Source organism: Pararhizobium sp. IMCC21322, from assembly GCF_030758295.1.
In the GTDB taxonomy this organism is placed as follows: domain Bacteria; phylum Pseudomonadota; class Alphaproteobacteria; order Rhizobiales.
Window position 1 is genome coordinate 3,111,861 of record NZ_CP132335.1, and the last position, 21,739, is coordinate 3,133,599.

General features: G+C 52.3%; 21 protein-coding genes. 15 read left to right on the forward strand and 6 right to left on the reverse strand.

Annotation, left to right across the window (positions count from 1 at the left end; genetic code table 11):
- Positions 1 to 2: 2 nt before the first annotated feature.
- Complete coding sequence (gene lipA, locus RAL91_RS14675; RefSeq protein ID WP_306256968.1) at positions 3 to 1,013, forward strand: lipoyl synthase; 1,011 nt, start codon at positions 3 to 5, stop codon at positions 1,011 to 1,013.
- A gap of 11 nt (positions 1,014 to 1,024) precedes the next feature.
- Entirely contained in the window at positions 1,025 to 1,507 is a 483-nt protein-coding gene (locus RAL91_RS14680; RefSeq protein WP_306256969.1) for a type II toxin-antitoxin system RatA family toxin, read from the forward strand.
- On the opposite strand, the gene RAL91_RS14685 is transcribed toward RAL91_RS14680, so the two are convergent.
- Both RAL91_RS14685 and RAL91_RS14690 read right to left on the reverse strand, forming a co-directional pair.
- Positions 1,477 to 1,980 (reverse strand): CinA family protein, encoded by a 504-nt coding sequence (locus RAL91_RS14685; protein ID WP_306256970.1) that lies wholly within the window; start codon positions 1,978 to 1,980, stop codon positions 1,477 to 1,479. The genes RAL91_RS14680 and RAL91_RS14685 overlap by 31 nt on opposite strands.
- A gap of 3 nt (positions 1,981 to 1,983) precedes the next feature.
- Positions 1,984 to 3,228 (reverse strand): bifunctional 2-C-methyl-D-erythritol 4-phosphate cytidylyltransferase/2-C-methyl-D-erythritol 2,4-cyclodiphosphate synthase, encoded by a 1,245-nt coding sequence (locus RAL91_RS14690; RefSeq protein ID WP_306256971.1) that lies wholly within the window; start codon positions 3,226 to 3,228, stop codon positions 1,984 to 1,986.
- Between the two features lie 129 nt (positions 3,229 to 3,357).
- Between RAL91_RS14690 and dusB the strand changes: the two genes are divergently transcribed.
- The 11 genes from dusB (at position 3,358) to RAL91_RS14745 (ending at position 16,906) form a co-directional block, all read left to right on the forward strand.
- Positions 3,358 to 4,368 (forward strand): tRNA dihydrouridine synthase DusB, encoded by a 1,011-nt coding sequence (gene dusB, locus RAL91_RS14695; RefSeq protein WP_306256972.1) that lies wholly within the window; start codon positions 3,358 to 3,360, stop codon positions 4,366 to 4,368.
- Positions 4,365 to 5,495 (forward strand): nitrogen regulation protein NR(II), encoded by a 1,131-nt coding sequence (locus tag RAL91_RS14700; RefSeq protein WP_306256973.1) that lies wholly within the window; start codon positions 4,365 to 4,367, stop codon positions 5,493 to 5,495. Before dusB ends, RAL91_RS14700 begins: the two co-directional genes overlap by 4 nt.
- A gap of 17 nt (positions 5,496 to 5,512) precedes the next feature.
- Positions 5,513 to 6,952, forward strand: coding sequence for a nitrogen regulation protein NR(I) (ntrC, locus tag RAL91_RS14705; protein WP_306256974.1), 1,440 nt, complete (start codon positions 5,513 to 5,515; stop codon positions 6,950 to 6,952).
- Between the two features lie 142 nt (positions 6,953 to 7,094).
- Positions 7,095 to 9,350 (forward strand): PAS domain-containing sensor histidine kinase, encoded by a 2,256-nt coding sequence (locus tag RAL91_RS14710; RefSeq protein ID WP_306256975.1) that lies wholly within the window; start codon positions 7,095 to 7,097, stop codon positions 9,348 to 9,350.
- The gene (locus tag RAL91_RS14715) at positions 9,350 to 10,720 is read left to right on the forward strand and encodes a sigma-54 dependent transcriptional regulator (protein ID WP_306256976.1); all 1,371 of its coding nucleotides are present in this window, start codon (positions 9,350 to 9,352) and stop codon (positions 10,718 to 10,720) included. Before RAL91_RS14710 ends, RAL91_RS14715 begins: the two co-directional genes overlap by 1 nt.
- A 77-nt stretch (positions 10,721 to 10,797) precedes the next feature.
- Complete coding sequence (gene trkA / locus RAL91_RS14720) at positions 10,798 to 12,174, forward strand: Trk system potassium transporter TrkA (RefSeq protein ID WP_306256977.1); 1,377 nt, start codon at positions 10,798 to 10,800, stop codon at positions 12,172 to 12,174.
- 2 nt (positions 12,175 to 12,176) lie between these two features.
- A complete protein-coding gene (locus tag RAL91_RS14725; protein WP_306256979.1) occupies positions 12,177 to 13,643 on the forward strand; it encodes a TrkH family potassium uptake protein in 1,467 nt (488 codons plus the stop codon).
- 9 nt (positions 13,644 to 13,652) lie between these two features.
- Complete coding sequence (locus RAL91_RS14730) at positions 13,653 to 14,516, forward strand: D-amino-acid transaminase (RefSeq protein ID WP_306256980.1); 864 nt, start codon at positions 13,653 to 13,655, stop codon at positions 14,514 to 14,516.
- A 24-nt stretch (positions 14,517 to 14,540) separates the two neighbouring features.
- A complete protein-coding gene (gene hfq / locus RAL91_RS14735) occupies positions 14,541 to 14,792 on the forward strand; it encodes an RNA chaperone Hfq (protein ID WP_306256981.1) in 252 nt (83 codons plus the stop codon).
- Between the two features lie 77 nt (positions 14,793 to 14,869).
- Positions 14,870 to 16,192, forward strand: a complete 1,323-nt coding sequence (gene hflX, locus RAL91_RS14740) for a GTPase HflX (protein WP_371932548.1) — start codon at positions 14,870 to 14,872, stop codon at positions 16,190 to 16,192.
- Between the two features lie 84 nt (positions 16,193 to 16,276).
- The gene (locus tag RAL91_RS14745) at positions 16,277 to 16,906 is read left to right on the forward strand and encodes a LysE family translocator (RefSeq protein WP_306256982.1); all 630 of its coding nucleotides are present in this window, start codon (positions 16,277 to 16,279) and stop codon (positions 16,904 to 16,906) included.
- Positions 16,907 to 16,999: 93 nt separating this feature from the next.
- On the opposite strand, the gene mazG is transcribed toward RAL91_RS14745, so the two are convergent.
- The 3 genes from mazG to RAL91_RS14760 all read right to left on the reverse strand — a co-directional run bounded on the left by mazG (position 17,000) and on the right by RAL91_RS14760 (position 19,376).
- Positions 17,000 to 17,830, reverse strand: coding sequence for a nucleoside triphosphate pyrophosphohydrolase (gene mazG / locus RAL91_RS14750; RefSeq protein ID WP_306256983.1), 831 nt, complete (start codon positions 17,828 to 17,830; stop codon positions 17,000 to 17,002).
- Positions 17,831 to 17,971: 141 nt separating this feature from the next.
- Positions 17,972 to 18,679, reverse strand: a complete 708-nt coding sequence (locus RAL91_RS14755) for a DNA helicase (RefSeq protein WP_306256984.1) — start codon at positions 18,677 to 18,679, stop codon at positions 17,972 to 17,974.
- Positions 18,680 to 18,890: 211 nt separating this feature from the next.
- Entirely contained in the window at positions 18,891 to 19,376 is a 486-nt protein-coding gene (locus tag RAL91_RS14760; protein ID WP_306256985.1) for a MarR family winged helix-turn-helix transcriptional regulator, read from the reverse strand.
- Positions 19,377 to 19,458: 82 nt separating this feature from the next.
- On the opposite strand from RAL91_RS14760, the gene RAL91_RS14765 reads away from it, so the two are divergent.
- Positions 19,459 to 20,334, forward strand: a complete 876-nt coding sequence (locus RAL91_RS14765; RefSeq protein ID WP_306256986.1) for an EamA family transporter — start codon at positions 19,459 to 19,461, stop codon at positions 20,332 to 20,334.
- A gap of 14 nt (positions 20,335 to 20,348) precedes the next feature.
- Here RAL91_RS14765 and RAL91_RS14770 read toward each other — a convergent pair whose 3' ends face one another.
- Positions 20,349 to 20,780: a hypothetical protein gene (locus tag RAL91_RS14770; RefSeq protein ID WP_306256987.1), complete on the reverse strand. Its 432-nt coding sequence runs from the start codon at positions 20,778 to 20,780 to the stop codon at positions 20,349 to 20,351.
- Positions 20,781 to 20,886: 106 nt separating this feature from the next.
- Here RAL91_RS14770 and RAL91_RS14775 point away from each other — a divergent pair, with 106 nt between their 5' ends.
- On the forward strand, positions 20,887 to 21,636 hold the full coding sequence (locus RAL91_RS14775) for a helix-turn-helix domain-containing protein (RefSeq protein WP_306256988.1): 750 nt from the start codon (positions 20,887 to 20,889) through the stop codon (positions 21,634 to 21,636).
- Positions 21,637 to 21,739: the final 103 nt, after the last annotated feature.

A 21,739-nucleotide genomic window follows, 5' to 3' on the forward strand; every position in this document is an offset into this window, starting at 1 on the left:
ACATGGTTACTCTCATAGATAATTCCGCAGAGCGGCTTTCTGACAAGCTGGCACCGACGAACCAGGTGACAAAACAACGCCACCCGGAGAAGGCGCATAAACCGGATTCCGACATTCTGAGAAAACCTGACTGGATTCGGGTGAAAGCGCCGGGAACAGGTCGTGGCTCAGAGGTTTACAAGGAAACCAAGGCGATCGTGACTGCCAATAATCTGGTCACAGTCTGTCAGGAGGCAGGCTGTCCGAATATTGGTGAATGCTGGTCCAAAAAACACGCCACCATGATGATCATGGGCGATACCTGCACACGCGCCTGCGCTTTCTGCAATGTGCGCACGGGTATTCCGCTGCCGCTGGATCCTAATGAACCTGCCAATGTTGCCGAAGCCGTTGAAAAGCTTGGGCTGAACCATGTTGTGATCACCTCGGTTGATCGCGACGATCTGGATGATGGCGGCGCTCAGCATTTTGCTGACGTCATTCGTGCAATCCGGCAGCAAAGCCCAGACACCACAATCGAAATTCTGACACCTGACTTTCTGCGCAAAGAGGGCGCATTGGAAATTGTGGTGGAAGCAAAACCTGACGTTTTCAATCATAATCTGGAAACGGTCGCCTCCAACTATCTGACTGTGCGCCCTGGCGCGCGCTATTTCCATTCCATCCGGTTGTTGCAACGGGTCAAGGAATTGGACCCCACGATTTTCACCAAATCCGGCATCATGGTTGGCCTTGGGGAAGAGCGTAATGAGGTGTTGCAACTGATGGACGACTTGCGCTCTGCAGAAGTCGATTTTATCACCATCGGCCAGTATTTGCAGCCAACCCGCAAACACCATCGGATCGTGAAGTTTGTGACGCCAGAGGAATTTGAAGCCTTTGAGACAGTTGCCTATTCAAAAGGCTTTCTGATGGTTTCCTCCAGCCCACTGACGCGCTCGTCACATCATGCAGGCGAGGATTTTGCGCGCCTTAAAACGGCCCGGGCTTCCAAATTGAATAATGCTGCCTAGAGACCTGGTCGTTGCCAAAGTTTGAGACCACACGGATTGTCGGCCACACGGCAGAGCAGATGTTTGCACTCGTTGCTGATATTGAACGCTATCCAGAGTTTGTACCTTTGTGTCAGCGCTTGTCCGTTCGTGGGCGTGAGAAACAATCTGACGGCACGGAAATCATGATTGCGGACATGTCGGTCGCCTATGGGCCCGTCAACGAGACGTTCGTGACGCGTGTCATCCTGGATTTTCCAAACATGTTGATAAATGCCACATATCTGGACGGACCGTTTTCCCATCTGGATAATCTTTGGCAATTTGAAAACCAGCAAACCGGAGAGGCTAATATCGCCTCGGCAGTCAATTTCAAAATCGACTATGAATTCAAATCACGCACATTAGGCATGCTGATGGGTTCCATGTTTGATCGGGCTTTTCGCAAATTTGCTGAAGCATTTGAAGCCAGAGCTGACAAGATTTACGATACGTCTTCGGATAAACACGTCTGAACCAGCATAAGCGCATCGAGAACCGTCTGAATTCTGATCTCGGACCGCCCAGTATCCGGATAGCTTTGCAAAACATGTCGGGTCTTTCCGCCCCGAACGGAACACGCCATATGGACGGTACCAACTGGCTTGTCATCCGACCCGCCAGCAGGACCGGCAACTCCGGTCACAGACACCACAATATCTGCAGCACAATGCCACAAGCCGCCTTCGGCCATCGCAATCGCAACCTCTTTGCTGACCGCACCATGTGCCTGAACCAGGCTTGATGGCACACCGACCAGTTGCGACTTTGCACCGTTGGAATAGGTCACAAACCCAGCTTCTACGACAGCTGAAGACCCAGCGATTTCGGTCAGACTGGCGGCGATCAGCCCCCCGGTGCAGGATTCAACAGTTGCAAGCATTTTTCCGGCAGTTTTGCAGGCTTCCAGTGTAGCGGTTGCAGCTTCATTGAGGCGCTTTTCGGTCATCGGTTAGGACCCCTGAAACACAAGTGTTGCGGTTGCAAAGGCAGAAATACCTTCCTTGCGACCCGTGAAGCCCAGCCTCTCAGAGGTTGTGGCCTTGACGCTGATGCGCTCACGTTCCAATTCCGTAATTTCGGCAATGCGATCACGCATGATTTCCCGATGCGGACCAATTTTGGGCGTCTCACACACAAGTGTCACATCCAGATGGGTTATGGTGGCCTGCCGTTGTCCAGCCAGAGCAATTGCGTAGGCCAGAAATTGATCCGAAGACGCAGCTTTCCATTTTGGATCACTGGGCGGAAAATGCGAACCGATATCGCCATCAGCCAGCGCACCCAAAACGGCATCTGTCAGAGCGTGCAAACCGACGTCAGCGTCTGAATGGCCTTTCAAGGCGCGCTCATGGGGCAGGGTGACGCCGCACAGAATCACCTTGTCCCCGGCTTCAAAAGCGTGAACATCATAGCCATGACCAACCCGAATATCAGGCACAGAAAAGGACTTCTGTCTTGCATCCATCAATAATCTCGCAGTTTCGAAATCATCCGGCTCAGTGACTTTCCAGTTGTTACGGTCACCAGCGGCGATAACCACAGCCCCGCAATAGGTCTCGAAGATCACAGAATCATCTGAACAATCCCGGTGTCCATCATCCAAAGCCCTGCCATGGGCATCAAGGAGTTTTTTGAAGTCGAACCCCTGAGGGGTCTGAGCCTGATAAATGCCGTCGCGACGAATTGAGCCGGAAATACAGACAATGTTCTCATCCCAGTTCGAACCGCTATCGCCTTGCTTCAGGCTGTCGACAACGGGAACTGCGGCAATACACCCGCCATGGCGGGTGGCCAGATTGATAACACTTTTGATAATCCGGGTTGATACGAAAGGCCGCGCCGCATCATGCACAAGCACCACATCCCATTGCTCAGGGTATGCGGCCAGGTGATGCAGCCCGTTCAACACAGACAATTGTCGGGATGGGCCACCGATAACAGTGGAAAAACCTGTGGAATCAGTGTCGGGAGCCAGTTTTGGCAGCCAGGCACTCTCTGTGTGTTCGGGCACAACACAGGCAATATGATCGACTTCTGGCACCGCACCAAACGCATCAACCGTCCACTGAAACAAAGGTTTCCCGGCGATTGGGAAAAATTGTTTTGGGATTCCCTCGGTTTCCTCAGAAGCACGACTTCCCTTGCCCGCCCCAACAATCAAAACAGCAACCCGAACCGGTTGTTCATCACTCATATCTGCACAGTCCTGTTAACCTTGGAGAACGCGAATGAAACCATTTTTCTCCGTTTGGGCAAATTACGTTTGCCTAAATTCCATGCAGTGCTATAAACTGCTTAAAATATAGTCAGGGTCTTTCTGTTCATGATACCGCCCATTTGCATTGGACGCCATAAAATAGAGTGCCCTGTGTATCTCGCCCCCATGTCTGGTGTGTCAGATTTGCCATTTCGCCGTCTTGCGTGGCGGTACGGGGCTGGTCTGGTTGTCTCCGAAATGGTGGCCTGTGAAGCGCTGGCCAATAAAAGTCGCGAAATGGCCACCCGAGCTCGTGGTGAGGGCGTGGGCATTCACGTCGTGCAATTGGCAGGCCGCGAAGAAAAATGGATGGCTGAGGGCGCAAAAATTGCTGCTGACAATGGCGCCGACATATTGGATATCAATATGGGCTGTCCGGCACGCAAAGTAACCCATGGTTACTCAGGCTCAGCGCTCATGCAGGACCCTGATCATGCGCTCCGTCTGATTGAAGCAACTGTCAACGCAACAGAATTGCCGGTCTGTCTTAAAATGCGTTTGGGCTGGGATGAAAACAGCCTGAATGCCGATGAGATCGCACGGCGAGCCGAAAGTGCCGGAATTCAACTGGTGACAATCCACGGACGTACCAGAAATCAATTCTACAAGGGCAAGGCAGACTGGCCTGCGATTCGCCGGGTTTCGGACAGTGTGCGTATTCCTGTCATTGCCAATGGCGATATTGTTGCGTTGGATCAAATTGAAACCGTGCTGAACCTTTCTGGCGCGGACGGGATCATGATTGGTCGCGGAGCATATGGCAGACCATGGTTCCCTGGCTATGTAACGAGCCGCCTGTCCACCAACCCAAAACCGTTGCCGGAACCATCACGGGATGAAAAACACGCGCTGGCCTCCGAGCATTACGAAGCAATTCTGTCTCACTACGGCATCAAGGTTGGCATTCGCGCGGCACGCAAGCACCTTGGCTGGTATCTGGACGATGCCGGCATAGGCAATTCGGGCCTTCGCAAGGACATCCTGACAGGCACAGATCCTCAAACCGTTCTGAAGGCACTTGATGGCGCTTTCTCATCGGCACCCGAAACCGACGAGAAACTGGAAATCGCAGCATGAGCGGACTTGCAAGATCACTGCTGAATGCCGCCATTGGCAGCGATGCTCCGTCAGCAAATGCAATTTTGAACGCATTGCCGCATCCCGTGTTGTTTCTCAACCGGGCGTTGGAAATAAAGTCGATGAATCAGGAAGCTGAGACTTTTTTTCAAAGCAGCTCCACAGTTCTGAAGGGGCGGACACTGTCGTCTCTTCTGCCGTTTGGCAGCCCGATTATAGATGTTGCGCAACAAGCCATCCACAGGAACGTGCCGGTTTTTGAATACCGGGTGGCGATCGCGTTTCAGGGCAGAGCCGATGAAAGGCGAATCGACGTCAATGCCGTTCCGATATCGGAAGACGTGGAAGGTCTGGTGCTGATGTTCCTGGAGCGCACCATGACGGAAAAACTTGATCGCCAACTGACCCATCGGGGCGCAGCCAGAACTGTCACAGGCCTGGCTGCCATGCTGGCCCATGAGATCAAAAACCCACTGTTTGGCATTCGCGGTGCCGCCCAGCTTCTGGAAACCTCTGCCGATGAAAATGATCGGACGCTGACCCGTCTCATCTGCGATGAAACGGACCGCATTGTCCGGTTGGTGGACCGGATGGAGGTCTTTTCCGATGAACGGCCAGTAGAACGCGCCCCGGTGAATATTCACGTTGTTCTGGAGCGGGTTAAGTCCGTTTGCCGAACCAGTTTTGGACGCGATGTCAGGATGATTGAACACTATGATCCCTCATTGCCATTTGTCTATGCCAATCATGATCAGCTGATCCAGATCTTTCTGAACCTTGTCAAGAATGCCGCCGAAGCGCTGAAAGATGAACCTGAACCGGAAATCACTCTACGCACAGCCTTTCGGCCCGGCATTCGCTTGTCGCTGCCGGGAACCAGCGACCGGATGAGCCTTCCGCTTGAATTCAGTGTTGAAGACAATGGCCCTGGCATCCCGGAAGACCTGTTGCCGCATCTGTTTGACCCGTTCATCACAACAAAAACCAATGGCACAGGCCTTGGCCTTGCATTGGTCGCAAAGATCGTGCGTGACCATGGTGGCGTTATTGATTGCGAGAGCCGAAAAGGCAGCACAGTTTTTAAAATTTTGCTTCCCGCTTTCAAGGAAGAGAAAATCAATGAGTAAAGAAAGGGCCCCCGCTGATGGCCGGTGAAACGATCCTTGTTGCCGATGATGATGCCGCAATCCGGACAATTCTGGATCAGGCTCTCACACGTGCAGGATATCAGGTCCGCCTCACAGGAACAGCTGGAACGCTGTGGCGTTGGGCGAGCCAGAATGAGGGCGATCTGATCATCACCGATGTGGTGATGCCTGATGATAACGCCTTTAACCTGTTGCCGCGCATCAAGAATTTGCGGCCCGGATTGCCGATCCTGGTCATGAGTGCCCAGAATACGTTCATGACAGCCATTACGGCGTCTGAACGCGGTGCCTATGACTATCTGCCAAAACCATTTGATCTGCGCGAACTGGTGTCCATCGTTGAACGTGCTTTGTCAGAACGTGACGTTGGCAAGGTGGCCGATGTTTCCCACCGTGACGGCGATGATATTCCGCTGGTTGGTCGATCGTCCGCCATGCAGGAGATTTACCGGGTTCTTGCAAGGTTGATGCAGAATGACCTGACTGTGCTTATTGAAGGAGAGTCAGGCACCGGCAAGGAATTGGTTGCACGGGCACTCCATGACTACGGCAAGCGCAAGAATGGACCTTTTGTTGCCATCAACATGGCTGCGATTCCGCGCGATTTGATTGAAGCTGAGTTGTTTGGCTACGAGAAGGGCGCCTTTACCGGCGCCCATAACCGAGGAAGCGGACGCTTTGAGCAAGCTGAAGGCGGCACTCTGTTCCTCGACGAAATTGGCGATATGCCAATGGACGCCCAGACGCGATTGCTGCGTGTGCTGCAGCAGGGCGAATACATGACCGTCGGTGGCAGGAAATCCATCAAGACAGACGTCCGCATTGTGGCCGCCACAAACAAGGATTTGCATCACCTTATAGGCGAGGGACGTTTCCGTGAGGATCTGTACTACCGCCTGAATGTGATTCCCATCCGACTGCCATCACTCAGGGACCGGCTGGAAGACATTGATGATCTGGTCCGACATTTTTTTAACCAGGCGGCAAAAGAAGGGTTGGGCGCAAAACAGATAGACGGCAACGCTCTGTCGCGCATGCGAAAGCACAGTTGGCCTGGCAATGTGCGGGAGTTGGAAAATGTCGTGAGACGATTGGCAGCATTGTATCCTCAGGATGTAATCACCCATTCGATTGTCGATCATGAGCTTGGCAAGGTGAACACCATTGCCGGAGATGAGCCGGCCAACTCGCAACCTCAGGACATATCGCTGCTGATTGAATCGCTGGTGAAATCGGCTTTCTCGGAAGCGCCATCCGGTGCTCCGGAACATCTGTATCAGACCGTTCTTCATCGGATGGAAAGGCCACTTATCAGCACAACACTTGCGCATACGGGCGGGAATCAAATCAAAGCGGCCGACATTCTGGGTTTGAACCGCAACACATTGCGCAAAAAAATCAAAGAACTAGATATAAAAATTATGAAAGCGGTTTAAAGGGATACTGCAAAGCAGGAAACAGTGCTGATTCACATTCGGCTGTGCAGTCTCCACAATTAAGCCACACTATCCGTGTTTTCCATGGTATGCATTTGTTGTATATTTGCATCACATCATATGCGGACCCAAACAGCTTTCTATGACCCAACTGGATATCACCTCTAGCGGGACGACCGACGTGTCCTCAAAACGCATGTCAGATCGACCGCGTCTAATCCGGCTTATCGGGTTTGTTGCCGCCATCCTTGCGCTGATTTCCGCCAGCATTTCTTTCATGGTTCTGATGGGTTTCACATCCATCGAGCCAGATCAGGACACAGTCCAGGTTGCCGTTATCGTAAACGGCATGCTCGTCAGCGTGCTGGTTGGGGCAATCGTCTGGGAACTGGTCGGCATCTGGCTTGCACGCAAGAATCGCAGAGCAGCTGCTCGACTTCACGTTCGGGTCGTCGCCCTTTTCAGCGTGGTTGCTGCCGCACCTGCCATTCTTGTCGCCATTGTAGCGGGTGTGACGCTAGACCGGGGGCTTGATCGTTGGTTTGACACACGGACCAAGGAAATCGTCAATACATCCCGTTCCGTGGCTCAGGCCTACGTTCAGGAACACACCCGCGTTCTGGCAAATGACGTCATCACTATTGCAACAAGCCTCAATAACGCGGGCGCAAACCTGTCTTCAGATCAGAACCGGCTTCTGGGGTATCTCACCACACAGGCACGCTTGAGACGACTCACGGCCATTCTGATTCTGGACGCGGATGCCAATGTCGTTGCCCGCAGCAGCGGTGGCGCCGAGACGGAAAAACTCCCGATACCAAGCCCCAACGCACTGCGCGGTCTTACGGCAGATGAGGTAGCCCTCCAGAACAGAGGCCTGTCGAATGTAGCTGGCGCAGCAATGAAGCTTTCGTCCTTTGACCAGGACACATATTTGTATCTTGTCCGCGCGCTAAACCCTGAAGTGCTGGAATACGTCCTTTTGGTGAATGAGCGGGCCGCTGAATATCAGGAGCTTGAGAGAACGCAATTCAGCGTCCAGATTGCCTTCGGACTGCTCTATATCGGGATTGCACTCATCGTTCTCCTGTCAGCCATCTGGATGGGCATCAATTTTGCCAATCGCCTGGTATCGCCCATTCGGCGCCTTATGACCGCTGCAACCGAAATTTCATCAGGCAACCTTAGTGTCCGTGTTCCATGGGACAAAAAAGAGGGGGATCTGGGAACACTCTCGCAAACCTTCAACACCATGACAGAGCAGCTCCAAAGCCAAAGAGATGACCTCATTCTTGCCAAAGATCAGGTCGATGAACGACGCCGCTTTAGTGAAGCGGTTCTGGCCGGGGTCACAGCCGGTGTTATCGGGATTGAAGCTAATGGAACGATCAGCCTTGTCAATCGCTCGGCCTTGCGCATTCTGGAAGTCGACAAAAGCAAACTGCTGTCTGAAAACGTTGCTGACGCTATACCCGAACTTGCATCCACCGTTGCAGCTGCAGTCGCAAATCAGCGCCCGTTACATCAGGATCAGATCAGCATTCGCAGAAAGGGTGACGAGCGAACCCTGAATGTACGCATCACCATGGAACAGTCAGACGACGCAGACCACCGCTTCGTCATCACTCTGGATGAAATTACCGATCTGATTGCCGCACAAAGACGGTCCGCCTGGGCCGATGTAGCGCGTCGCATTGCGCACGAAATCAAAAATCCGCTAACGCCAATCCAACTGTCAGCGGAACGGCTCCAACGCCGCTATGGGCGCAAGCTTGAAACGGACCGGGAGGTCTTCGACCAGTGTACCGCCACAATCATCCGTCAGGTTGGCGATATCGGGCGAATGGTGGATGAATTTTCCTCCTTTGCGCGAATGCCTCAGCCTGTGATGGTAGAGCGGAACTTGTCAGACGCCATTAAGGAAGCTGTCTTTCTTCAAGAAGTCGCGCACCCGGAGATCTCATTCACAATGGATCTGCCCGAAGCGGAATTGATCGGGCGGTTCGATCACCGGCTGATCTCACAGGCACTCACCAACATCGTCAAAAACGCGACCGAAGGAATTTCCGCGGTTCCCTCCGAGTTGCAGCGGCGGGGTAAGATTATTGTAACGGCCATTCAGAACGACGACACCTTCACCATCAATGTGACAGATAATGGTGTTGGTTTGCCGAAACAAAACAGAAGTAAATTGCTGGAACCCTACATGACCACAAGGGAAAAGGGCACTGGCCTTGGTCTCGCCATAGTTAGGAAGATTTTTGAAGAGCATGGTGGAGGAATCGAACTTCTGGATGCTCCCGTAACTGCAGATGGGGAACAATTTGGAGCCATGGTCCGGCTGACCTTGCCTGTAACTGCCGTTGACATTGATGCGCAAGAAAAAGAAGTAGGCTAATGGCGTCAGACATACTGATTGTAGACGATGAAGCAGATATTCGGGACCTGGTCGCGGGAATTCTGGAAGATGATGGTTACGATGTGCGCACAGCACAGGACAGTGACAGCGCGCTGGCTGCGATAAATGACCGGCGGCCCAGTCTGGTGTTTCTTGACATATGGTTGCAAGGCAGTCGCCTGGATGGTTTGGCATTGCTGGATGTCATCAAGGAACAGCACCCGGATCTGGCAGTGGTGATCATATCTGGCCATGGCAACATTGAGACAGCTGTTTCCGCCATCAGACGCGGCGCTTATGACTACATTGAAAAGCCCTTCAAGGCTGACCGGCTGGTATTGATCGCCGAGCGTGCCCTTGAAAACGTCAAGTTGAAAAAGGAAGTCACCGAGTTGCGGCAGCGCAGCGTTGATGCTGCCGAACTGATTGGCGATTCTGCTGCAATGACACAATTGCGCAGTTCAATCGAGAAAATCGCTCCCACCAATAGCCGCGTCATGATTTTTGGTCCGTCCGGGTGCGGCAAGGAACTGGTAGCCCGAACACTGCACAAAAACTCCGCGCGGGAGGAAGGGCCCTTCATCTGTTTGAATGCAGCTGCTTTGACGCATGAAATGACCGAAATTGCATTGTTCGGAACAGAATCAGAAAATGGCGGTGGTCGTTCCGTCGGAGCCCTTGAAGAGGCTCATGGCGGCACCCTCTATCTGGACGAAGTTGCGGAAATGCCCCGCGAGACCCAGAACAAAATCCTGCGTGTTCTGGTCGAGCAGGGCTTTCAACGTGTGGGCGGCACGAAAAAAGTGAATGTTGATGTCAGGATATTGTCATCGACAGCACGCAATCTGGAAGAAGAAATTTCAAACGGGAACTTCCGCGAGGATTTGTATCACCGGCTTGCTGTCGTTCCTTTGAAAGTTCCATCTCTTGCAGAGCGCCGTGACGACATTCCCCTGCTGGTCGAACATTTCATTGAACAGATTGCTTCCACGGTGGGAATACCCGTCAGAACGCTGGAATCTGATGCCTTGGCCGTTTTGCAGGCTCATCCATGGCCCGGAAATATTCGGCAGTTGCGCAACAATCTGGAACGTCTTTTGATCCTGACACGCGGAGATCAGGAAGCCGCGTTATCGGCTGATCTGTTGCCAAAGGAAATTGGCGAATTGCTTCCTTCCACATCTGATGGAGGACGTGAATCCGAGCACTTGATGTCCATGCCCCTTCGCGAAGCCCGGGAAGTGTTCGAGCGTGAATACCTGTCAGCCCAGATTGCCCGGTTTGGCGGCAACATCTCCAAAACATCGGAATTTGTGGGCATGGAGCGCTCGGCACTGCATCGCAAGCTGAAATCGCTCAACATAGGCTAACGGGCTTTAAAAGATTTGGATTTGACGGTCTAACACTGTATGCCTGAGAACCGGACAAAAGCTAAGGCCAGTCGAATATGAAAGTTGTCATTTGCGGTGCAGGCCAGGTGGGCTACGGTATCGCAGAACGGTTGTCTTCGGAACAAAATGATGTGTCCGTCATAGACAGTTCGCCAAGGCTTGTTCAAGCCGTTCGAGATCATCTGGATGTACGTGGCATCGTCGGCCACGGAGCACACCCTGATATACTTGCTCAGGCCGGGGTTGATGAGGCGGATATGATCATCGCCGTGACCTTGTATGATGAGGTCAATATGGTGGCCTGTCAGGTGGCGCATTCCCTGTTCAATGTGCCGACCAAAGTGGCGCGCGTGCGGGCACAGAGCTACCTTAAATCCTATTATGCCGATCTGTTTTCGCGCGATCACATGCCAATCGATGTGATCATTTCGCCTGAAATCGAAGTTGGCGAAATGGTGTTACGCCGCCTCGCGCTGCCAGGTGCTTTTGACGCGGCAGAGTTTGCCAATGGTGAAGTCACCACCCTGGGCATTATCTGCGAGGATGATTGTCCAGTCATCGACACACCGTTAAAGCAACTCAGCGAATTGTTTCCAGACCTCAGCGCCGTTGTGGTGGGGATCAACAGAAACGGAACGCTGTTCGTGCCGCGTTCCCATGATTCCATGCTTCAGGGCGATCAGGTCTATGTGATTACCCAGACCAAGCGGGTCAAACGCACGCTCTCCATCTTTGGCCATGAAGAACAGGAAGCAGGCCGCATCGTTCTGGCAGGCGGCGGAAATATTGGCCTTTATGTGGCTCAAAATCTGGAGGCACGTCACTCCAAGTCCAAAGTCAAGATCATCGAAAGGTCTCGGGAACGCGCCATTGATATCGCCGATGATCTGAAGCGAGCCGTCGTTCTGCATGGTGACGCGCTGGATCAGGAAATTCTGCGCGAAGCTGAAATTCAGGATGTTGATACCATGGTCACGCTGACCAATAATGATGAGGTGAATGTACTTGCCTGCGTCATGGCCAAGCGTATGGGGTGCCGCCGCACGCTGAGCCTTTTGAACAACACCAGCTATCCGACATTCACCCAATCCCTTGGAATTGATGCCCATATCAATCCTCGCGTTGTTACCCTGTCCAAGATTCTGCAACATGTCAGGCGCGGTCGGGTGCGTGGCGTATATCCGGTGCAGGACGGGAAGGCTGAGGTCATTGAGGCTGAGGCCCTGGAAACGTCTCCGCTTGTGGGCAAGGCGTTGCGTGATCTGGATCTGCCGGATGGCGTTCGCATTGGCGCAATCATCCATGATGGTGTTTATGCACGGCCGGATGGCGATTTCAAAATTCGCGCTCATGACCGTGTCATCATTTTCGCACTGGCTGAATATGTGCGCAAAGTTGAGCAGATGTTCCGCGTCAGCCTCGACTTCTTTTAAAGATGGCAGCGGGACTGATCGTACTGGCTGCCATTTTAGGCAGTGTGGCAGCGGCTTTGGCTGCTCCCTTTCTGATTGCCCTTTACATGGACGAGTTTCAGGCTGCGCAATTGTTCGGTGCAACCGCGGCTGCCTACGCTTTCTTTGCATCCGCCATTTTTATCACGCTGCGCGGCAAGGAGCGCGGTCTGAAGCGGGTCGAAACATTCGGGCTCCTGTTGCTCGCCTGGGTACTGCTTCTGGCAAGCGGAGCGCTGCCATTGGCGCTCACAACGCAAATGTCCAGTATCGATGTAATTTTTGAAACCATGTCTGCCATCACCACCTCTAACGCGTCAGTCATCACAAGCGTTGAGGATTTGCCGCGCTCCGTGCTGTTCTGGCGCGTTCAGCTCCAATGGATGGGTGGTCTGTTGACTCTTTTGTCGATTGTTATCGTTCTGGCGCCAGCCGGGGTAGGTGGATTGCCCCGACGACAGATTGCATTGTTGGAAAGAGTGGGCATCGGCGGCGGCGGCAGGATTTTGAAAACCTGCATGAATGTCGGCGGGATATATACGCTGTTAACATTGATTTGCACTGCCGGAATTGCCTTGTCCGGCGTGTCCTTGTTTGACAGCCTTTGTCTTGCGGCTGGGACAGTGTCCACCGGTGGTTTTATGCCAACCGAAGGCGACCTGGCTTCTTACGATGCGCCACTGATGTATCCGGTTGTGTTTGTCTTTATGATTATAGGTGCAACCAGCATCCTGTGGCACCGAATGCTGTTTACCCGACGCGGCCAATTGCTGCGAGAACACCGCGAAAGCTATATGATTATAGCTGGCATTGCCGTGCTTGGTGTATTGCTGACCTTGGTGTTCTCCCAGATCCCAAGATTGCCCGAACAGTCAACATCTGCCTTCACGCCCTTCCTGGATGGTTTTTTTCTGGCTGCATCGCTGATCACGACAACCGGGTTTGAATGGAGTGGTGCGCAGCTCAAGTATGTTCAACCAATCGCAATCGGTAGTATTGTGATTGTCGGCGGCGGTGCGTTTTCAACGGCCGGCGGGCTGAAGTTTTACCGCATTGGTGGCATGTTGCTGCAGTCATTTCACGAATTGAACCGACTGGTCTTTCCGCACAGCGTTCAATCAGACAGGTTTGGCGGAAGCCAGGTGGAAATTGGCCTGCTGAAAGCTATTTGGAGCTTTCTTATTGTTGCGGTCCTTCTTGTGTGGGGATGTGCCGCCGTATTGACCCTTGATGGCATCCCGTTCGAGGCTTCCATTATTGCATCTCTGGCGGCTTTTTCGAGTATGGGCAGCGCCTACAGCCCCGAATGGAATGATCTTGGCCTGTGGCCGGAATATGTTGGTATGCCAGTATTGTCCAAATCCGCACTTGGTGTCACGATGCTGCTTGGCCGAATTGAGATTTTAGCTTTCTTCGGAGTGTTTAACCTGACTTACTGGAACTCTCGGTAAAGGCTCTTTATGTCGCGAATTGCCTATGTAAACGGACAATATCTTCCCCATCAGCATGCATCAGTTCACGTTGAAGACCGAGGCTATCAGTTTGCGGATGGTGTCTATGAGGTATGCGAGGTTTTGGGTGGCCGCCTGATAGACGAAAAACGACATATGGAAAGACTGTCCAGGTCACTCCGGGAACTCAGAATTCCGCACCCCATGACGGACAGGGCGCTTGGTGTTGTTCTGCGTGAAGTTGTCGTCCGCAACAAGGTGCGTGACGGCCTGATCTATCTGCAGGTAACCCGGGGTGTAGCACCACGAAATCACTACTTTCCACCAGACCACACCGCACCCGCTATTGTGGTCACGGCGCGCAACGCATCAGTTGCCAAATCCTCAGCTATGGCGGAACAGGGTGTGGCAGTAATCTCCTTACCGGATAATCGTTGGGACCGCGTTGATATCAAAAGCATTTCGCTTTTGCCCAACGTGTTGGCCAAACAAACAGCCAGAGAGCAGGGCGCCTTTGAGGCATGGTTTGTGGATGACGAGGGATATGTTACTGAAGGCTCGTCTACCAATGCATGGATTGTCACGAAAGACGGAACCATAGTCACGCGACCGGCCGAAGAAGGTATCTTGAAAGGCATAACCCGAGCTATTGTTCTGGAGTTAGCAGAACGCGAGGGAATGCAGTTCGAGGAGCGTTCGTTTACGATAGAAGAAGCCCAACAGGCGAGAGAGGCATTTATTACAGCAGCAACAACTCTTGTAATGCCAGTCGTCAGTGTTGATGATGTGACTGTGGCCAATGGAACTCCCGGACACATTGCCACAACACTGCGTTCACTATTTCATTCTCAGGCAGAGATAGCTGACACATAATTGAGCCACCAGACCACAGGATAAATGATGGCCGAACGAACACAAAACCTCCAAGACGCGTTTTTGAACAATGTACGCAAAAACAAAACCACCTTGACTATTTTTCTCGTAAATGGCGTCAAACTCCAGGGCATTGTTACCTGGTTCGACAATTTCTGTCTTCTCTTGAGGCGCGATGGGCATTCCCAGCTTGTCTATAAACATGCCATTTCAACAATTATGCCGGCACAGCCAATCCAGCTGTTTGAACCGGACAGTGAGGATGAATCCGATTGAGTTCTTCTACGGAAACAGACGATCATAAAAAGTCCGACTTCCATACCACGGAACGGCAAAAGACAAAATGTGCAGTCATTGTTCCGATTATATCGGCCTATGGCGCTGCTGCAGGGCAAAGGACTAATCCGCGCACTGCAGAGGCCCGACTTGAAGAAGCGGTAGGTCTTGCCAATGCCATCAGTGATCTGGAAGTCGTCTATTCCAATCACTTCAACCTGCGAAAATATCGCCCGGCAACGCTCATTGGGCAAGGCGCCTTGGATGAAGTGAAGCAGCATATAACCGAGAAGGGTATCAAACTCCTGATCGTTGATCATGCCCTCACACCCATCCAACAGCGTAATCTGGAAAAGGCACTTGAAATCAAAGTGCTGGACCGAACCGGCATCATTCTGGAGATATTTGGCGAGCGCGCCCAGACCAAAGAGGGTCGGTTGCAGGTTGAACTGGCTCATTTGAACTACCAGAAAGGGCGACTGGTCCGCAGCTGGACCCATCTGGAACGTCAACGCGGCGGTGGCGGCTTTATGGGCGGACCTGGTGAAACCCAGATCGAATCTGATCGCCGTATGTTGCAACAACGAATCAAATCTCTCGAAGCGGCGTTAGCGGATGTCAGGAAAACCCGAGATTTGCATCGCAAAAACCGCAAGCGCAAGCCACACCCGATCATCGCACTGGTTGGCTATACAAATGCCGGCAAGTCAACGCTCTTCAATCGCATTACCAATGCAAATGTGATGGCGGAGGATTTGCTGTTCGCGACGCTTGACCCAACACTGCGTGAGGTCCAGTTGCCGCACGGGGATACGGTCATTCTATCGGACACAGTGGGCTTTGTGTCCGAACTGCCTCATGATCTCGTGGCCGCATTTCGCGCCACTCTGGAAGAGGTGATTGATGCTGATCTGATCGTTCATGTGCGTGACATCGCGCATGATGACAGCGACGCACAGGCAGAAGATGTAAAACAAATTCTGTTGGACCTTAAGGTCAATACAGGCGATTCCAGCCGCGTTCTGGAGGTCTGGAACAAGATTGATCTCTTGCCGGCAGGTGACCCACGCAGAGAAAGCGGCCCCAACTTCACCGGCGATGGCGCCGGTTTCCCTGTATCGGCACAGACAGGCAAGGGTATTGCCGAACTGATTGAGCATATCGAGCGGAAAATATCGGAGAAGCGCACAGTCTTGTCAGTTCATCTGCCGATGGAAGAACTCGGCAGACTCTATTGGCTTTATGAACATGCAGAGGTTCTGAACCGAGTTGAAAACGAAACGGATGGCTCAGTTCTTCTGACGGTACGGGTTGATCCAAAAAACGGACCGGAATTCCGCAACAAATTCGGCAGTTTTGTGAAAACCGATTCAGAAGATGTGGCCAGCACAGCTGCCTGACGCGGCTTGACAACTCGGCATCCATTTTAGCCGTGTCAATTCGATGGTTTCGCAACATTGTGCGTCTGAAAACAGGACAGAATTTTGATAGACCAACCAACACTCATCACCTATGTCGCCATCGTGCTTGGTTTCGTATTTATTCCCGGTCCCGCGACTCTCCTGACAGCAGCCCGTGCGACAACATCAGGAACCAGAGTGGGAATTGCAACGGGGGCCGGCATTACCGTTGGAGACATAGTTCACACCCTTCTGGCAATCGTCGGGGTTTCCGCGATTATCGCAACGTCTGCAGTGCTTTTTAGCATCATCAAATATATGGGGGCTGCGTATCTCGTTTACCTTGGAATCAAGGCGATTATAGAAAAATCTCCAACGTCCCTTGGTGGAAAAGGGCAACTTCCCATAACCGCACCACAAGCCTTCAGACAGGCTGTTCTGGCAGAATTGCTGAACCCTAAAACAGCACTTTTCTTTCTGGCCTTCCTGCCGCAGTTTGTGAAACCCGAGAATGGCGCGGTTGTTGTTCAACTGAGTATTCTGGGTGTTCTGTTTGCTTTAATCGGGCTTTTCAGCACGATCGTTTTTGCAGTCAGCGCTGGCAGTCTCGGAAACTTCCTTCGACGCAATCCCAGGATTTTGAAATGGCAGGGCAAGATCGTTGGAAGCATCTATTGCACTTTGGGAATACGGTTAGCTTTACAGGAACGATAAGCGCCATAATTAGACATTTGCCGCTTTACCAAATCTGTTCACAATGATTATGGAATGGCGGATATCCTGATTGGTTTATGCGCGAGCACAAAATCAGCCGACCACACCTTTTGCACTTTGCCAAATCTCTTCCATTTCTTCCAACGAGGCTGTTTCAATGTCGCGCTTTTCCGCGCTCAATGTTTCCTCAATATGTTGGAAACGTCTGACAAATTTAGCGTTTGTTTGCCGCAGGGCATGTTCGGGATTAATTCCAAGATGCCGACCGAGATTCACCACTGAAAACAGGAAGTCACCAAACTCTTCCGCAATTCTTGCTGCATTGCTGGTGTCCTGTTTTTCAATTTCCGCGCCCAGTTCGTCCCATTCTTCCTCGATCTTGTCCATAACCGGCTGCAAATCCGGCCAGTCAAAGCCAACCTTGGCAGCTTTGGTCTGAAGCTTTTCAGCGCGTGTCAGCGCTGGAAGAACCCCCGGTACATTGTCCAGCATGCTCGCTGATCTTACCTCTTGACCCAGAGCCTTTCGTTCCGCAGCTTTCTCGGCCGCTTCCTCGGCTTTGATCCGTTCCCAGACATGTTTGGCTGATTTTGCTTTGCGGGCGTCTTCATCTCCGAAGACATGGGGATGGCGTCGCAACAGTTTTTGCGTAATACCCAAGACCACATCGTCGAAATCAAAAAGCCCGGCTTCTGCGGCCAATTGTGCGTGATAGACAGGTTGAAGCAGCAAATCTCCAAGTTCCTCTTTCAAATCGATCATGTCGTCGCGCTCAATGGCATCCGCCACTTCATAAGCTTCTTCAATCGTGTAGGGCGCAATAGAGGAAAAATCCTGCTCCACGTCCCAGGGACACCCGGTTTCAGGATCCCTGAGGCGTGCCATGATCTCGATCAGCCGCGAGATATCACGTGATGCTTCCATTCTATCAAATCCTTTTCAGGGGGGCTTCAAACCGACTCGTACAAGGCCATGATACTTGAAGAAACACCGGTTTGCAGCCGCCGAAACTGCCAAAGCCAGAATGGCGCGCGATGAGTGACTGAACGGCTAAAACCGGTCGATTCAACTCGCTTTGTCAAATTGAATTTCGCCATCATGCACGAAACAAGTCTTGTCAAACAGATCAAGATCAAGCGGATTTGGCATGCGCACATCTGCCATATCCGGAAGTGCCCTGGCAGACGCCTCGAAGACACGATCTATCTGCGAAATGAAGATGATGATAACGCCCGCCGTACGGGCAAATGCCTGTAACTGCGAGAGTTGCGCAGCAACGTCCGGCTTGGAGCGATCCTGATCCAGAAGCTGCAGATAATCAATGACAAGCAGAGTTCCGGCTGGAACTGCCTTTGCATCCTGCAGAATATAATCAGCACTGATTGCATCGGACGTATCAATAGAGCCTTTGAACAATTCGGGGTCTGCCCCCAGTGCCGCAATGTGGTTCATGATCTGGGTTTCTGTGTAGTCCAGACTGTAGAAAAAGCATTGTCCGCCCCCCTTGACGGTTTCCACCATCATTTCCAGTGCCATCAGCGTCTTGCCGTGTCTTGGACGCGCGCCAAGCAGCAACATCTCGCCCGGCAACAGATCGTCCAATATGCGCTGTGTGGGGCACCTGAATGTTGCGCTGCGGGCCAACAGACTCCAGCTTTCAAAACCTTCGCTTGCGGCCAGTTTGTCCAACGCTGCATGCAGCGGGATCTTGTTCTTTCGTGACAGCAGCCTTGCTTCACGCTTCAGTCGATAAATGGGAGCCGATAATTTCATGTCAAAACCTCCTGATACCGAGCAATCATCACAATCCCTCCTTATGTGAACGCTCGAACAGTCGGTTAAATCATCAGTATGGCAACCCTACATGAAGTATGCTTTCCCAAATGGAGGGGGGAGGCGCGGGCTGAGCCTGTGCCAGAAGATTAGGCGGACATTTGGAGTATTTCAAGCGTCAGGCCCCAATCATGGAGAGGTCAATTGCTGATCAATCCGATATCTGCGCAAGATATTTTCGGAGCAATTGATCCAAATCCTCTCGCTCCTTGTCGGGCAGGGAAGAAACCAGCCGTGTTTGCGTGGCAACATGCGCTGTGACAGCTTCGTCAATCACTGCTCGTCCCTTTTCCGTAAGCGCAATTTGCACACTTCGCCGATCTTCCATGCTTTTGATCCTTCTCACCAGTTGCTGTTTTTCCAGTTGATCAATCCGGTTCGTCATTGTGCCAGATGTAATCATCATCGTGGACAGCAGTTGATTGGGAGACAGCGCGTGGGGTGGCCCGGACCTGAGGAGTGTCGCCAATACGTCAAAGCTGGCGCCTGTCAGATCAAACCTGGCGAAGGTTTCAGCCATTTCCTGAGAGAGATGCTGGGTGAGGCGCATCAACCGACCGATCAACGCCATCGGATCGGTATCCAGGTCAGGCCTTTGCTGTGCCCATTGGGCCTTGATCGTATCGATTTCATCCATGGAATAATGGAAGACTGTTTTTATCTTGACGTCAACATTAATTAATCTATCTTGATATCAAGATACTTTACAGGATTCGATTATGAACCGCCTTTCTGATCTTTTGCTCACGTCTCTCGTGCCCATCATCTGGGGCAGCAGCTACATCGTCACGACCCAGCTGTTACCGAACATGGACCCTCTGTCGATTTCGCTCTTGCGCGCATTGCCAGCAGGGCTCTTGTTGCTGCTATTGGTTCGACGTCTGCCAAAAGGCATCTGGATCCCCAGAATGTTTGTGTTGGGCGCGCTCAATTTCTCAATCTTCTGGGCGTTCCTGTTCTTTTCCGCTTACCGATTGCCCGGAGGAGTTGCCGCCATACTGGGGGCGCTTCAACCGTTGATAGTGATTTTTTCAGCAAGGGCATTTCTTGGCCATCCGATAAGGCCATTGTCTCTGGTCGCAATTCTCACAGGCACCTTTGGCATTGCTCTGTTAATTCTGACGCCAGAGGCAAAACTGGATTTGCTGGGCGTCACCGCAGGGCTCCTGGGCGCAGCGTCAATGGCAATGGGGATCGTCCTCAGCCGAAAATGGCAGCCACCGGTTTCCGCGCTTACATTTACCGCGTGGCAGCTCACGGCAGGAGGCTTGCTCATTCTGCCATTCATGCCATTTGCTTCCACTGATTGGACGACCCTCAACACCACAAATGTAATTGGCCTGGCCTATCTCGGCCTGATCGGTGCAGCGCTGACCTACGTTATCTGGTTGCGCGGCATAGCAAGATTACAGCCATCATCTGTGTCCGTTCTAGGGTTTCTCAGTCCCGTCAGCGCAACCCTTCTGGGCTGGCTGATACTGAACGAAACACTTGATTGGCTGCAATTATTGGGCGCCATGATTGCCCTTGCCAGCGTCTTTGCAGCGCAATATGCACTGCGCCCCAAAACCGCCGCCAAAACCGTGGGCGTATGAGACAGGGCGTCAAGTCAAACAACTTGCTGAGTTCTAGCTGGTCTCCACAAAGGCCCGACTGCCAGCAAAAGCACCAGAGTATTAAAAAATACATTTGATGAATTGCCTGATGTGATGGACCCGAGCCCATCCAGAACAAACCAACACAGGATGCCAGCCAAAACAGTTCTGCGCACAGCTTCCGGGGCCAGATCATAGACCCAACTCGAAAGAAACCAAATCGTCACTCCCCATCCCAATAGAAAGCCGCCAGCCAAGGCGGAAAGAAAACGCGTATCTGGCGACGTGTAGGTTTGAAGCCCATCCAAAGGCCAACTTATAATGTCGAGTGTAAGACGGGCAGGCTCCGCGGTGGGCATCATGGTGCCCAGAAAGAAAACCGGACCAAAGGACCCGATGACAATAGCTGTCACCTTCAGCCAGAATTTGTGAAAAGTGTGGGACATAGTTTGCGCTCCTGTATGTTTGACAGGACATAGAACCGCTTCGGGCACAAAAACAATTACCTTGCAGGTAACAGACAAACTGCAACAAACGCCGTATATTACGGCCATGAATGACTTCTCAAGAACCGTGCAATCCTGGCGCAGAGCCAGACGGTTTAGCCAGTTGTCACTTGCCGTCGAGGCCGATGTCTCCACCCGCCATATCTCTTTTCTGGAGACGGGCAGGGCGCGCCCGAGCGTGGATATGATCAAGCGACTGGGTGACGCGCTTCAACTGCCACTGGCTGCGCGCAATCAAATGCTCACATTTGCCGGCTTTGCAGTGCAACACCACGCTCGCAGTTGGAGCGCAGAGGAAATGGCTCCTATACGCGCAGCCGTCGACTATACGCTCAACCAACACGCGCCTTATCCCGCATTGGCGATTGATCGTCTTTGGACCATTGTACAGATGAACGGTCCTGCCAGAGCGCTTTTCGGCCCAATCAACTTAAACGAGGGAGACAGCCTGCTTGATCTGATGTTGTCAGATACACTACCACCTTTGATCGAAAACTGGCCTGAAGTCGCGCATCATGCGGCCCAACGCCTGCGTACAGAAAGCACGGCTCAAGGCGGTATCATCGTGCTTGACAAGGCTGCGGAAAAGCTGGCCGAGGTGCCCAAAGGTTTCTCGCACAGCAATGGTCCGGTCATACCCACAATCTTCAGGGCAGGGTCGGTTCGCCTGTCTCTCTTCACAACCATTGCCCAATTTGGCACGCCCGAAGATCTAACGCTCGACGATTTGAGGATCGAATTATACTTTCCTGCTGACCTGGAAACAGAAGAAGCGTTGCGCGCTTTGGCTGCCTGACATCTACGCATTTGTATCAGCCACAGCTACGGTTGATACAATTGAAACACCGCACAAGCTTCAACTGAAACGTTCCAGTTCTATTGGCATTCCCACACGGGTA